The following is a 14,951-nucleotide window of genomic DNA, read 5'->3' as shown; positions in this document are numbered from 1 at the left end:
ATATGTGTTGAAGAAGGATTAAGATTTGCCATCAGAGAAGGTGGAAGAACAGTAGCTTCAGGAGTTGTAGCTGGAATAATAGAATAATCTAAAAAATAGATTATTTATATATATAAAGAAAGAGGGGTTACGACCTCTCTTTTTTTAGCAGTAAACTTACAAAAACATTGACATCAATATAAATTTGTGATAACTTATACAAAGTAATGATTAAGGAAGGTGATAATATCTAACATTTAATTTTTAAAGTAAATGTCTAAGGTATTATTTAACAATATATATTATTGTATTTACAAATTTGGAGGTGTAGCAGATGAGAGTAAAAGTAACTTTAGCTTGTTCAGAATGTAAGCAAAGAAACTACAACACTACAAAAAACAAAAAGAACAATCCAGACAGAATTGAGTTAAATAAATACTGTAAATTCTGTAAAAAACATACTACTCATAAAGAAACAAAATAGTCTTATTTTAAGGATGTGAGTGTAGATGGCAACTCAAGAAAACCAAAAGGTTAAAAAGAAGTCTGGTTTAGTGGGATATTTAAAAGGCACTAAACAAGAGCTTGCAAGAGTTACATGGTCAACCAAAACAGAATTGCTAAAAAACACAGGTATAGTTTTAGCTACAATTATTTCGTTTACTATATTAGTATGGGGATTAGACACTGTATTATCTGGTGCACTAGGATTAATACTAAAATAGATTAAAAGGAGAAAGCAAATGTCAGAGTTACAAGAAGCAAGATGGTATGTAGTTCATACTTATTCAGGACATGAAAATAAAGTTAAAGCTACCATAGAAAAAGCCGTAAAAACAAGAGGCATGGAACAATTCATAACAGATGTGGTTGTACCAACTGAAGATGTAGTAGAAACTACAAAAACAGGAAAAGAAAAAGTTAGACAAAGAAAAATATATCCAAGTTATGTTTTAATTAAAATGATTATAACTGATGAATCTTGGTATATAGTAAGAAATACAAAAGGTGTTACAGGATTTGTAGGTCCTGGGTCTAAACCAGTTCCATTAAGTGATGCCGAAGTTGAAGCAATGGGAATTGATTTAACTGTATTTAAATTAAGTGGTCCGGAAGATTTAGAAGTTGGCGAAGTTGTAAAAATTACAAGTGGTCCATTTGTAGGTCAAACTGGGACTGTTAAACATGTTGACACAAATAATGACACAGCAAGAATATGTATAGACGCATTTGGTGGAAAAGAAACACCACTTGAAATGAGTCTTAAAAACATAGAAAGAATATAATAACAGAATAGAAAATCTGAGGAGGTGCGCTCGTAATGGCTAAAAAAGTTATAGGTCAAATAAAATTACAAATACCTGCAGGAAAGGCTACTCCAGCTCCACCAGTTGGTCCAGCATTAGGGCAACACGGAGTTAACATAATGGGATTCACTAAAGAATTCAACGCTAAAACTGCAGATCAAGCTGGAATGATAATACCAGTTGTTATAACTGTATATCAAGATAGATCTTTCAGTTTTATAACTAAAACTCCACCAGCTGCAGTATTATTAAAGAAAGCTGCTGGTTTAGACACTGCGTCTGGAGAACCAAATAAAAAGAAAGTTGCAACTTTAACTTCAGCTCAAGTTAGAGAAATAGCTGAATTAAAAATGCCTGACTTAAATGCTGCTTCAGTAGAAGCTGCTATGAGAATGATAGCTGGTACTGCAAGAAGTATGGGTATCGTAGTAGAAGACTAATTTTAGATTAGACACTTCGTATAGAAGTGGGAGGTTGTAAAACCGTAAATAAACCACAGGAGGAAAATAAAATGGCTAAGAAAAGTAAAAAATATGCTCAAGCATTAGCAAAAATAGATAGAACTAAATTATATGATTCAAAAGAAGCTTTAGATTTAGTTGCTGAAATAGCTACAGCTAAATTTGATGAGACTGTAGAAGCTCATATAAAATTAGGTGTTGACGGACGTCACGCTGACCAACAAGTTAGAGGTGCTATAGTATTACCTCATGGAACTGGGAAAACTAAAAAAGTTTTAGTTTTCGCTAAAGGAGAAAAAGCTACTGAAGCTCAAGCTGCAGGTGCTGATTTCGTAGGTGCTGAAGATTTAGTACAAAAAATACAAAAAGAAAACTGGTTTGACTTTGATGTAGTTGTTGCTACTCCAGATATGATGGGTGTAGTTGGTAGATTAGGTAGAGTATTAGGACCAAAAGGTTTAATGCCAAATCCAAAATCAGGAACAGTTACATTTGATGTTACTAAAGCTATAGAAGAAATAAAAGCTGGTAAAGTTGAATACAGATTAGACAAAAACAATATAGTTCACGTTCCAGTAGGAAAAGTATCTTTCGGTGGAGAAAAATTAGCTGAAAACTTCGCAACATTAATGTCTGCTATAGTAAAAGCTAAGCCAGCTTCAGCAAAAGGAACTTACTTAAGAACAGTTACTGTTGCTTCTACAATGGGACCTGGAGTAAAAATAAATGCAGCTAAGATAACTGACTAATTATTGATTAATTATTCCAGTTGACATAAGCTAACAAAAATGTTAATATAACATTTGTTGATATAAAAAAGAATAGATTTGCCGTAGACAGTAGGTGCTTTAGCTTAAATATCCTACCGAGGTTTTAGATAAATGATAAACTAAAGCTTTTATGTCGTCTATGCAATAGATAATATAAAAGCTTTTTATATGAATCGCGGCGAATTATAACCTACATGGTGAAGGAGGTGCACATCTAGATGAGAGAAGCTTTACAAATAAAATCACAAGTTGTTGCAGAGATAGTTGAAAAATTACAAAAATCATCTTCTACTATAGTTGTTGATTACAAAGGACTTACAGTTGAAGAAGTTACAGAACTTAGAAAGAAAATGAGAGAAGCTGGTGTTGATTACAAAGTATACAAAAATACTTTAGTAAGAAGAGCGGCTCAAGAAGTTGGAATAACTGAGTTCAATGATGAATTATTAGTAGGAACTAATGCTATAGCATTTGGTTACGAAGATCCAATAGCTCCAGCTAGAGTTATAAAAGAATTTATGGAGTCTCATCCAAAAATGAAATTAAAAATGGGTGTTGTTGAAGGTGAATTCTACAACGAAGCTCAAATCGTTGAGTTTGCTAACATACCACCAAGAGAAGTTCTTCTTGCTAAATTACTTGGTAGCTTAAAAGCTCCAATGTCTAACTTCGTTTACTTATTAGACGCTTTAGTGAAAGAAAAAGAAGGACAAGAAGCTTAATTGTCACTTAATTTAAATTAAATTATAAAAAGATAATAAAATAAGAAAATAATTTCGGAGGTGCGAAAAATGACAATAGAACAAATATTAGAAGCTATAGAACAAATGAAAGTTACAGAATTAAATGAATTAGTAAAAGCTGCAGAAGAAAAATTCGGTGTATCTGCTTCTGCTCCAGTAATGGTTGCTGGTGCTGCTGGTGGTGCTGCTGCTGAAGAAAAAACTGAATTTGATGTAGTATTAGCTAACGCTGGATCATCAAAAGTTAAAGTTATAAAAGCAGTTAGAGAAATAACTGGATTAGGATTAAAAGAAGCTAAAGACTTAGTTGACAATGCTCCTAAAACATTAAAAGAAGGAGTTTCTAAAGAAGAAGCTGAAGAAATGAAAGCTAAATTAGAAGAAACTGGAGCTTCTGTAGAAGTTAAATAATTATAAAATAGTTATTAAAAACTAATAATAAAAATATAAAAGGCATCTTTAGTTAGATGCCTTTTTTTAAACTAAAAATGAAATGATAAACTAGAGAATAGAAAGTAGATGTAAACTTACTTCTGTTTTCTATTCTCTAGTTTGGAAATTTTTAAAAAACTGGAATTATTGTTTGATTTTTTGAGCATAATAAATAATGCATATTTTATGAATAAAATTTAATACATAAAATTAAAAAGATTGGGCAATAAAAATATTGAAATTTAGTCAGATTTGTGGTATAATTCCTAGATGCGTTAGAATCACAATGGTTTTATTTTTAATTATTGAGAGGTGAAAAGTGAATGCCATACCCTGTCACGATAGGTAAGAGAACTAGAATGAGCTTTTCTAAAATAAAAGAAATAGCTGATTTACCAAATCTTATAGAAATACAAGTTGATTCCTATAAGTGGTTTTTAGAAGAAGGTTTAAAAGAAGTATTTGAAGACATTTCTCCAATAGAAGACTACACGGGAAATTTAATATTAGAATTCGTAGATTACTCTTTAGACGAAAAACCGAAATACGATATAGAAGAGTGTAAAGAAAGAGATGCTACATATCATGCACCTCTAAATGTAAAAGTAAGACTTATAAATAAAGAGACTGGAGAAATTAAAGAGCAAAAGGTCTTCATGGGAGATTTCCCTCTTATGACAGATAGAGGAACTTTTGTAATTAATGGAGCGGAAAGAGTTATAGTAAGTCAGCTGGTTAGATCTCCTGGTGTATATTATGCACTTGATAGAGATATGAAAACTGGTAAAAAATTGATATCTTCAACTGTTATACCAAATAGAGGAGCATGGTTAGAGTATGAAACTGATACTAATGATGTCATCTATGTAAGAGTTGATAGAACAAGAAAACAACCTGTAACAGTTCTTTTAAGAGCGTTAGGTATAGGTACAGACGAAGAAATAAAAGAGTTATTAGGTGAAGATGAAAGATTACTGGCTACATTAGACAAAGATAATACTAATTCAGTAGAGTCAGGTCTAGTTGAAATTTACAAAAAACTAAGACCAGGTGAACCACCTACTGTAGAAAGTGCATCATCATTAATAAATGCTCTATTCTTTGATGCAAAAAGATATGACTTAGCAAAAGTAGGAAGATATAAGTTCAATAAGAAATTAGCATTAGCTTATAGAATAATGAACAGAATTTCTTGCGAAGACATAATAAACCCTGAAACAGGAGAAGTTTTTGTAAAAGATGGAGAAAAAATATCTTACGAAAAAGCTTGGGAAATACAAAATTCAGGTATAAACGTTGTTCATGTTTTAGCTGAAGAAGACAGAAAAGTTAAAGTAATAGGAAATAATTTTGTAGACATCAAGTCTCATATTAAATTTGATATAGATGATTTAAAAATCAAAGAAAAAGTACATTACCCAACATTAAAAGAAATTTTAGATGAATGTGCTACAGAAGAAGAAATAAAAGAAGCTTTAAGAATAAGAATGAGAGAATTGATACCAAAGCACATCTTATTAGATGATATTATAGCATCTATAAATTATCAATTTAACCTATTCTCTGATGTTGGAACTATAGATGATATAGACCACTTAGGAAATAGAAGAATAAGATCTGTTGGTGAATTATTACAAAATCAAGTTAGAATAGGTCTTTCAAGAATGGAAAGAGTTATAAGAGAAAGAATGACTGTACAAGACATGGAATCTATAACTCCACAAGCATTAGTAAATATAAGACCGGTTTCAGCTGCGATTAAAGAATTCTTTGGTAGTTCTCAGTTATCTCAGTTCATGGATCAAACAAATCCATTATCAGAATTAACTCATAAGAGAAGATTATCAGCATTAGGACCAGGTGGACTTTCAAGAGAAAGAGCCGGATTCGAAGTGCGTGACGTTCATCATTCTCATTACGGTAGAATGTGTCCTATAGAGACTCCAGAAGGACCAAATATCGGTCTTATCAACTCATTAGGAACTTACGCTAAAATAAATGAATATGGATTTATAGAATCTCCTTACAGAAAATATGATAAAGAATCTGGAAGAATAACAGATGAAATTCAATATTTAACTGCTGATGAAGAGGATATATTTGTAAGAGCTCAAGCAAATGAACCGTTAAAAGAAAATGGCGAGTTCGTAAATGACAGAGTAGTTTGTAGAACAGTTAATGGTACTGTTGAATTACTTCCTGCTAATAGAGTGGATTTCATGGATATATCTCCAAAACAAGTTGTTTCTATAGCTACAGCTATGATACCATTCCTTGAAAATGATGATGCCAACCGTGCCCTAATGGGATCAAACATGCAGCGTCAAGCTGTGCCTCTAGTAAGAAGAGAAGCACCAATCATAGGAACTGGTTGTGAGTATAGAGCAGCTAAAGACTCAGGAGCAGTTGTAGTAGCTAAGCATTCTGGTATAGCAGAAAGAGTTACTGCAGATGAAATTATAATAAAAAGAGAAGACGGAAATAGAGACAAGTATAAACTACTTAAATTCAAAAGATCTAACTCTGGTACATGTGTTAACCAAACTCCTATCATAAACAAAAATGATGTGATAGAAGCAGGAGATGTTATAGCAGATGGTCCAGCTACAGATTTAGGAGAAGTAGCCTTAGGAAGAAACTGCCTTATAGCCTTCATGACTTGGGAAGGATATAACTATGAGGATGCCGTTTTAATAAACGAAAGACTTGTTAAAGAAGATAGATTATCAACAATTCATATCGAAGAATATGAATGTGAAGCAAGAGATACTAAACTAGGACCAGAAGAAATAACTAGAGATATACCAAACGTATCTGAGAATGCAATTAAAAACTTAGATGAAAGAGGTATAATAAGAATAGGTGCTGAGGTAGATTCAGGAGATATATTAGTTGGTAAGGTTACTCCAAAAGGAGAAACTGAACTTACTGCTGAAGAAAGATTACTTCGTGCTATATTCGGAGAAAAAGCAAGAGAAGTTAGAGATACATCTCTTAAAGTTCCTCATGGAGAATCTGGTATCATAGTTGATATAAAAGTATTCACAAGAGAAAATGGTGACGACTTATCACCAGGAGTAAACGAAAGCGTTAGATGTTACATTGCTAAGAAGAGAAAAATAAAAGTCGGAGATAAAATGGCTGGACGTCATGGTAACAAAGGGGTTATCTCAAGAGTATTACCAGAAGAAGATATGCCATTTATGGAAGACGGAACTCCTATGGATATAGTTCTGAACCCACAAGGTATACCATCTCGTATGAATATCGGTCAGGTACTTGAGATGCATTTAGGGCTTGCAGCTAAGAAATTAGGATGGCATGTTGCTACATCAGTATTCGATGGAGCTAACGAATATGATATCATGGATGCTTTAGAAGAAGCAGGATATCCAAGAGATGGAAAATTAACTTTATATGATGGTAGAACAGGTCAATCATTTGATAATAGAATCACGGTTGGATATATGTACTACTTAAAACTTCACCATTTAGTAGATGACAAGTTACATGCAAGAAGTACAGGACCATACTCACTAGTTACTCAACAACCACTAGGTGGTAAAGCACAATTCGGTGGACAAAGATTTGGTGAGATGGAGGTTTGGGCACTAGAAGCATACGGTGCAGCTCATATCCTACAAGAAATACTTACTGTTAAATCAGATGATGTTGTTGGTCGTGTTAGAACTTACGAAGCTATTGTTAAAGGTGAGAACATACCTGAACCAGGTATACCAGAATCATTCAAAGTATTAATAAAAGAACTTCAATCTTTATGTTTAGATGTAAAAATATTATCAGAAGAAGATGAAGAATTAGAAGTTAAAGAAAATGTTGACTTCGATGAGCCAGAAAGTGAATTTGAAGGTTCAGTAGTTAGTGATGATACTGAAGTTCAAGAAAATCACATGATAGAAGAAATTGAAGTTGAAGAAGATGAAGATGTATTAGATGATATGAATTACGATGATTTTGACTACAGTAATGATGAGAACGAAGATTATGAAATGTAGTTTTATAAAATAAATATCAAATAGAAGGGAGAGAACTCCTTGTTTGAATTAAACAATTTCGAGTCGATTAAAATAGGATTAGCTTCTCCAGAAAGAATAAGAGAATGGTCTTATGGTGAAGTAAAAAAACCGGAAACTATAAACTACCGTACTTTAAAGCCAGAGAAAGACGGTTTGTTCTGTGAAAGAATATTTGGACCACAAAAAGACTGGGAATGTCATTGTGGGAAATACAGAAGAGTTAGATATAAAGGTGTAATATGTGATAGATGTGGTGTTGAAGTCACTAAATCTAAAGTAAGAAGATCTAGAATGGGACATATAGAGCTTGCAGCTCCTATGTCTCACATCTGGTACTTCAAAGGAATACCAAGTAGAATGGGTCTTTTACTTGATATGTCACCTAGATCACTAGAAAAAATATTATATTTTGCTTCTTATGTTGTTATCGATCCAGGTGAAACAGGATTAAACGAAAAAGAGTTAATAAACGAAGATAAGTTTAGAACTGTTTATATGGAACATGGAAATACTTTTGAAGTTGGAATGGGTGCAGAAGCTGTTAAGAAACTTTTACAAAGAATAGACTTAGAAAAAGAGTCTAAAATGTTAAGAGATGACTTAAAAGACAGTACTGGGCAAAAAAGAGTAAGAACAATAAGAAGATTAGAAGTTGTTGAAGCATTCAGAAAATCTGGAAATAAACCAGAGTGGATGATATTAGATGCAATACCAGTAATACCGCCAGACTTAAGACCTATGGTTCAATTAGATGGAGGTAGATTTGCAACTTCTGACTTAAATGACTTATATAGAAGAGTTATAAATAGAAATAACAGACTTAAAAGATTATTAGAACTTGGAGCTCCTGATATCATCGTTAGAAATGAAAAAAGAATGCTTCAAGAAGCAGTAGATGCTCTAATAGATAATGGTAGAAGAGGAAGACCGGTAACTGGACCTGGTAATAGACCACTTAAGTCTTTATCAGACATGTTAAAAGGTAAGCAAGGACGTTTCCGTCAAAACTTACTTGGTAAACGTGTTGACTACTCAGGACGTTCTGTTATCGTTGTTGGACCAGAGCTTAAATTCTATCAATGTGGTCTTCCAAGAAAAATGGCTCTTGAATTATTCAAACCATTCGTAATGGATAGATTAGTTAAAGAAGGTTATGCACACAATATTAAAAGTGCTAAATCTATAGTTGAAAAAGTAAAACCAGAAGTATGGGACGTGCTTGAAGATGTAATCAAGAGCCATCCAGTTTTACTTAACCGTGCACCGACACTACACAGATTAGGTATACAAGCATTTGAACCAATATTAGTTGAGGGAAAAGCAATCAAGTTACACCCACTTGTATGTACAGCATATAATGCTGACTTCGATGGTGACCAAATGGCTGTTCACGTTCCTTTATCTGTTGAAGCACAAGCAGAAGCAAGATTCTTAATGCTTTCTGTAAATAATATACTTGCACCAAAAGATGGTTCTCCAATAACTACTCCATCTCAAGATATGGTTCTAGGAAGTTATTACTTAACTATAGAATCTCAAGGAGGAGAAAAAGGAACAGGAAGTATATTTAAAGACTACAACGAATTATTAATGGCTTACCAAACTGGAGCTGTTGAACTACACTCTACTGTTAAAATGAGAAAAATACTTTCAGATGGTAGAAGAGGTTTAGTAGAAAGTACTGTAGGTAGATTTATATTCAATGAAAATATGCCTCAAGACTTAGGATTTGTAGATAGAAATGTAGATCCTTTTGGATTAGAAATAGATTTCTTGGTTGATAAAAAAGCATTAGGAAAAATAATAGACAAATGCTTTAGAAGACATGGTAATACAAAAACTGCAGAAGTTCTAGATCACATAAAAGCTTTAGGATTTAAATATTCTACAGTTGGTGGTATAACAGTTGCGGTTGCAGATATGAAAGTACCAAAAGAAAAAGCAGAATATATAGCTGCTGCTGAAAAACAAGTTGATAAGTTTGAAAAAGCTTACGGAAGAGGACTTATATCTGATGAAGAGAGATATGAGAAAGTTATAGAAACTTGGACAGAAACTACTAACAAAGTAACTGACGCACTTATGGATGGACTTGAAAGAATGAACAACATCTATATAATGGCCCATTCAGGAGCCAGAGGTTCTAAGAACCAGATAAGACAGTTAGCTGGTATGCGTGGTCTGATGGCCAATGCATCTGGTAAGACAGTAGAAATTCCAGTTAAATCTAACTTCCGTGAAGGGTTATCGGTTATGGAATACTTTATATCATCACACGGTGCTAGAAAAGGACTTTCAGATACAGCTCTTCGTACAGCCGATTCAGGTTACTTAACAAGAAGACTTGTTGACGTTTCTCAAGACGTTATAGTTAGAGATTATGATTGTGGAACTACTGATACTTCAACAATCGTAGCTATAAAAGAAGGTAACGAAGTTATCGAAGAATTATATGACAGAATCGTAGGAAGATATACTATAGATCCTATAGTAAATCCTAATACGGGAGAAGTTATAGTAGAAGCTGATACTATGATAATGGAAGAACAAGCTGAAGATATAGTAGCTGCAGGAATAGAAGAAGTTCAAATAAGAACTGTTCTTAACTGTAAGACTAGACATGGTGTTTGTTCAAAATGTTATGGTAGAAACTTAGCTACTGGAAAAGAAGTTAATATAGGTGAAGCTATAGGTATAATAGCTGCTCAATCAATCGGTGAGCCGGGTACACAGCTTACAATGCGTACATTCCATACAGGTGGGGTTGCCGGTGGAGATATAACTCAAGGTCTTCCAAGGGTTGAAGAGTTATTTGAAGCAAGAAAACCTAAAGGTTTAGCTGTAATAGCTGAAATAGATGGTAGAGTTGAGATAGATGAAACTGCTAAGAGAAAAGAAATAATAGTTATACCTGATGAAGGTGAAAAACAAGTTTACGCAATAGCTTATAACTCTAGATTAAGAGTTAAGCAAGGTCAGATGGTTAAAGCTGGAGATCCTTTAACACAAGGTTCTATAAACCCACATGATATCGTAAGAGTTAAAGGTATAGGTGGAGTTCAAGAATATATAGTTAAAGAGGTTCAAAGAGTGTATAGACTTCAAGGGGTTGACGTTAACGATAAGCATATAGAAGTTATAGTAAGACAAATGCTATCTAAAGTTAAAGTTGAAGATCCAGGAGATACAGATTTATTACCGGGTGGTTATGAAGATGTATTAACATTTGAAAAATGTAATGAAGAAGCTATAGCAAATGGACTTAGACCAGCAACTGCTAAGAGAGTATTACTTGGAATAACTAAAGCATCTCTTGCTACAGAATCATTCTTATCAGCTGCTTCATTCCAAGAGACTACAAGAGTCTTAACTGAAGCTGCTATAAAAGGAAAAGAAGACCACTTAATAGGACTAAAAGAAAATGTTATATTAGGTAAGTTAATCCCAGCAGGAACAGGAATGAAAAAATATAGAAATATAGCCGTTGAAAAGATAGAAGAATAATACAAAAATGCAAATTAAAGAGTTCTTGACATCAATTGACGGTGATGTTAAAATGTAAAAGTGTGAAATTTAAAAGTTTACTTGAAACCATAGGTTTTTAGTAAGCTTTTAAATAAGCATTAATATATAAATAAAGAACTATAAGTACCAAACTATTAAATGTTGCCCCTATATTTATGGTGGCTTTTATCACATTTTATAGTGACAAACTATTACAAAGTCAGTATGAATTCATATTGATTTAGTTGGCGATCATTTAAGATCGAAAATATTGAAAAGGAGGTGCAGATGATGCCAACAATTAACCAATTAGTTCGTAAAAGTAGAAAAGCAATAGAAAAGAAATCTACTGCTCCAGCATTACAAAAAGGGTTCAACTCTTTACACAAAAAATCTACTGATGCTAGTGCTCCACAAAAAAGAGGAGTTTGTACTTCAGTAAAAACAGTTACTCCTAAGAAACCTAACTCAGCTTTAAGAAAAGTTGCCAGAGTTAGATTAACTAATGGTATAGAGGTTTCTGCTTATATACCAGGAGAAGGACATAACTTACAAGAGCATAGTGTTGTTCTTATAAGAGGAGGAAGAGTAAAAGACCTTCCAGGGGTTAGATACCATATATTAAGAGGTACATTAGATACTGCAGGTGTTGATAAGAGAATGCAATCAAGATCTAAATATGGTGCTAAGAGACCTAAAGCTGCAAAGAAATAAATTACTAAACTAAACAATAAAATGACAATATTATAGTGCGGTGCTTTAAATATATATTCGTATTTATGGCATCACGGCATTTTATTATGTCGAGTACCTATGATTTAAGATTAAATAATTAAGGAGGGAAGCAAAATGCCAAGAAAAGGTAATGTTCCAAAAAGAGAAGTTTTACCAGATCCAATGTATGGAAGTAAAGTGGTAAGTAAATTAATAAACAATTTAATGATAGACGGAAAAAAAGGAAAAGCTCAAACAATCGTGTATGATGCTTTTGCTATAGTTGCTGAAAAAACTGGAGAAGATGCTTTAGAAGTATTCAATAAAGCTATGGACAACATAATGCCAGTTTTAGAAGTTAAAGCAAGAAGAGTTGGTGGAGCTAACTACCAAGTTCCAATAGAAGTTAGACCAGAAAGAAGACAAACTTTAGGTTTAAGATGGTTAGTAAACTATACTAGAGCTCGTGGTGAAAAAGGTATGGTTGAAAAACTTGCTAAAGAAATAATGGATGCTGCTAATAACACTGGTGCATCAGTTAAGAAGAGAGAAGATACTCATAAAATGGCAGAAGCTAATAAAGCATTTGCTCATTACAGATTCTAATTTTATACAAATAAAGAATAGAATTTGTTTGATATGAAATAATAAAGGATATCTTAAGGAGGATAACCATGGCTAGAAAGTTTCCTTTAGAGAAAACTAGAAATATAGGAATAATGGCCCATATAGATGCAGGGAAAACTACTACTACAGAAAGAATCCTGTTCTATACTGGACAAACTCATAAAATAGGAGAAACTCACGAAGGAGCTTCTCAAATGGACTGGATGGAGCAAGAGAAGGAAAGAGGTATAACAATAACTTCTGCCGCTACTACTGCTACTTGGAAAGGTCATAGAATAAACGTAATAGATACTCCAGGACACGTAGACTTCACAGTTGAAGTTGAAAGATCATTAAGAGTACTTGATGGTGCAGTTGCTGTATTCTGTGCTAAAGGTGGGGTTGAACCTCAATCTGAAAATGTATGGAGACAAGCTGATAACTATAAAGTACCTAGAATGGCATTTGTTAATAAAATGGATATATTAGGTGCTAACTTCTATAATGTTATAGACATGATGAAGGAAAGATTAAGCGCTAATGCTGTACCTGTTCAATTACCAATAGGTAAAGAAGATGACTTCGTAGGTATAGTTGATCTTATTAACATGAATGCAGTTATATACAAAGATGACTTAGGTGTTGAAATTGAAATAACTGAAATACCAGCAGATATGGAAGAATTAGCTCAAGAGTGGAGAGAAAAATTAGTTGAGGCAGTAGCTGAAACTGATGAAGAGTTAATGATGAAATATCTTGAAGGTGAAGAATTTACAGTTGAAGAAATAAAAACAGCTTTAAGAAAAGCTACTATAGCTTGTGAATTAAACCCTGTATTCTGTGGTACTGCTTACAGAAATAAAGGTGTTCAGTTAGTTATAGATGGTGTTCTTGATTATTTACCAGCTCCAACTGATATACCAGCTATAAAAGGTGTATTAGAAGATGGAGAAGAAGATGAAAGACACTCTTCTGATGAAGAGCCATTCTCTGCATTAGCATTCAAAATAATGACTGACCCATTCGTTGGTAAGTTAGCATTCTTCAGAGTTTACTCTGGAACATTAGAAAGTGGTTCTTACGTTCTAAACGCTACAAAAGGTAAGAGAGAGAGAATAGGACGTATACTACAAATGCATGCTAATACAAGAGAAGAAATAAGTATGGTATATGCAGGTGATATAGCTGCAGCAGTAGGTCTTAAAGATACTACTACTGGAGATACTTTATGTGACCCAGCACATCCTATAATACTTGAATCTATGGAATTCCCTGAGCCAGTTATATCTGTTGCTATAGAGCCAAAATCTAAAGCTGCTCAAGAAAAAATGGGAACTGCTCTTCAAAAATTAGCTGAGGAAGATCCAACTTTCACAGTTAAAACTGATGAAGATACAGGTCAAACTATAATCTCGGGTATGGGTGAGTTACACTTAGAGATAATAGTTGATAGATTATTAAGAGAATTCAAAGTAGAAGCTAATGTTGGGGCTCCTCAAGTTGCTTACAGAGAAACTATAACTCAACCAGTTGATGTAGAGTACAAATATTCTAAACAATCAGGTGGTAGAGGACAATACGGACATGTTAAACTTAGAGTTAGCCCACAAGAGCCAGGTCTTGGTTACAAATTCGAAAATAAAACTGTTGGTGGATCTGTACCAAAAGAATACGTTGGACCAACTGATGCTGGTATCCAAGGTGCTATGAACTCTGGTTTAATAGCTGGTTATCCAGTTGTTGACGTTGCTGTTGAATTATATGATGGTTCTTACCATGAAGTCGATTCATCAGAAATGGCATTCAAAATGGCTGGTTCAATGGCTATGAAAGAAGCTCTTAAAAAAGGTAATTCAGTATTACTTGAGCCATACTTCAAAGTTGAAGTTGTTACTCCAGAAGAGTACATGGGAGACGTTATGGGTGGACTAAACTCTAAGAGAGGTCTAATCCAAGGTATGGAAGCTAGATCAGGTGCACAAGTTATAAATGCATTCGTTCCACTTTCAGAAATGTTCGGATACTCAACTGAATTAAGATCTACTACTCAAGGTAGAGCAACTTACACAATGATCTTCGATCACTATGAGCAAGTTCCAGCAAATGTTGCTAAGAAAGTTGCTGAAGGTAGATAATAATTATTTACTTTTAAATAAATAAATTAGTAAGACGAGGTTTATCCTCGTCTTATGATAATAAATTATAATAATAAAATATATTAGGAGGTATTTCACAATGGCTAAGGCTAAATTTGAAAGAAATAAACCACACGTTAATATAGGAACAATAGGTCACGTTGACCACGGTAAAACTACATTAACAGCTGCAATAACAAAAACATTATTTGACAGATATCAATTAGGAGAAGCTGTAGATTTCGCTAACATAGATAAAGCTC

General features: G+C 33.4%; 14 protein-coding genes and 1 other annotated feature. All 14 genes read left to right on the top strand.

Annotation, left to right across the window (positions count from 1 at the left end):
* Positions 1 to 87, top strand: an 87-nt coding sequence (locus QX51_RS19945) for an EF-Tu C-terminal domain-related protein (RefSeq protein ID WP_152607224.1), incomplete at its 5' end; no start/stop codon positions are given.
* Positions 88 to 313: 226 nt separating this feature from the next.
* Entirely contained in the window at positions 314 to 463 is a 150-nt protein-coding gene (gene rpmG / locus QX51_RS08005) for a 50S ribosomal protein L33 (protein WP_018590901.1), read from the top strand.
* A 25-nt stretch (positions 464 to 488) separates the two neighbouring features.
* On the top strand, positions 489 to 704 hold the full coding sequence (secE, locus tag QX51_RS08000; RefSeq protein ID WP_039679389.1) for a preprotein translocase subunit SecE: 216 nt from the start codon (positions 489 to 491) through the stop codon (positions 702 to 704).
* Between the two features lie 18 nt (positions 705 to 722).
* Positions 723 to 1,265 carry a transcription termination/antitermination protein NusG gene (nusG, locus tag QX51_RS07995; protein WP_039679388.1) on the top strand — a complete coding sequence of 181 codons (543 nt, stop codon included), beginning with the start codon at positions 723 to 725 and terminating at the stop codon, positions 1,263 to 1,265.
* A gap of 35 nt (positions 1,266 to 1,300) precedes the next feature.
* Positions 1,301 to 1,726: a 50S ribosomal protein L11 gene (rplK, locus tag QX51_RS07990; protein WP_039679387.1), complete on the top strand. Its 426-nt coding sequence runs from the start codon at positions 1,301 to 1,303 to the stop codon at positions 1,724 to 1,726.
* Positions 1,727 to 1,797: 71 nt separating this feature from the next.
* Positions 1,798 to 2,496, top strand: coding sequence for a 50S ribosomal protein L1 (rplA, locus tag QX51_RS07985; RefSeq protein ID WP_039679386.1), 699 nt, complete (start codon positions 1,798 to 1,800; stop codon positions 2,494 to 2,496).
* Positions 2,497 to 2,559: 63 nt separating this feature from the next.
* Positions 2,560 to 2,693: a sequence feature (ribosomal protein L10 leader region), on the top strand.
* Positions 2,694 to 2,735: 42 nt separating this feature from the next.
* Positions 2,736 to 3,239: a 50S ribosomal protein L10 gene (gene rplJ / locus QX51_RS07980; RefSeq protein ID WP_039679385.1), complete on the top strand. Its 504-nt coding sequence runs from the start codon at positions 2,736 to 2,738 to the stop codon at positions 3,237 to 3,239.
* A gap of 69 nt (positions 3,240 to 3,308) precedes the next feature.
* On the top strand, positions 3,309 to 3,671 hold the full coding sequence (rplL, locus tag QX51_RS07975; RefSeq protein ID WP_039679384.1) for a 50S ribosomal protein L7/L12: 363 nt from the start codon (positions 3,309 to 3,311) through the stop codon (positions 3,669 to 3,671).
* A 344-nt stretch (positions 3,672 to 4,015) separates the two neighbouring features.
* The gene (gene rpoB, locus QX51_RS07970) at positions 4,016 to 7,708 is read left to right on the top strand and encodes a DNA-directed RNA polymerase subunit beta (RefSeq protein ID WP_039679383.1); all 3,693 of its coding nucleotides are present in this window, start codon (positions 4,016 to 4,018) and stop codon (positions 7,706 to 7,708) included.
* A 39-nt stretch (positions 7,709 to 7,747) separates the two neighbouring features.
* Positions 7,748 to 11,233 carry a DNA-directed RNA polymerase subunit beta' gene (gene rpoC, locus QX51_RS07965; protein ID WP_039679382.1) on the top strand — a complete coding sequence of 1,162 codons (3,486 nt, stop codon included), beginning with the start codon at positions 7,748 to 7,750 and terminating at the stop codon, positions 11,231 to 11,233.
* Between the two features lie 291 nt (positions 11,234 to 11,524).
* Positions 11,525 to 11,947, top strand: coding sequence for a 30S ribosomal protein S12 (rpsL, locus tag QX51_RS07960; RefSeq protein ID WP_018590910.1), 423 nt, complete (start codon positions 11,525 to 11,527; stop codon positions 11,945 to 11,947).
* Between the two features lie 135 nt (positions 11,948 to 12,082).
* Entirely contained in the window at positions 12,083 to 12,553 is a 471-nt protein-coding gene (gene rpsG / locus QX51_RS07955; protein ID WP_039679381.1) for a 30S ribosomal protein S7, read from the top strand.
* A 68-nt stretch (positions 12,554 to 12,621) separates the two neighbouring features.
* Positions 12,622 to 14,688: an elongation factor G gene (fusA, locus tag QX51_RS07950; protein WP_039679380.1), complete on the top strand. Its 2,067-nt coding sequence runs from the start codon at positions 12,622 to 12,624 to the stop codon at positions 14,686 to 14,688.
* A gap of 100 nt (positions 14,689 to 14,788) precedes the next feature.
* Positions 14,789 to 14,951 (top strand): GTP-binding protein (locus QX51_RS19940; RefSeq protein WP_242842707.1); only part of this gene is annotated, 163 nt, incomplete at its 3' end.

It is taken from the genome of Terrisporobacter othiniensis (assembly GCF_000808015.1).
GTDB classification, from domain to species: Bacteria; Bacillota; Clostridia; order Peptostreptococcales; family Peptostreptococcaceae; genus Terrisporobacter; species Terrisporobacter muris.
This window is presented reverse-complemented; position numbering and strand designations above follow the sequence as displayed.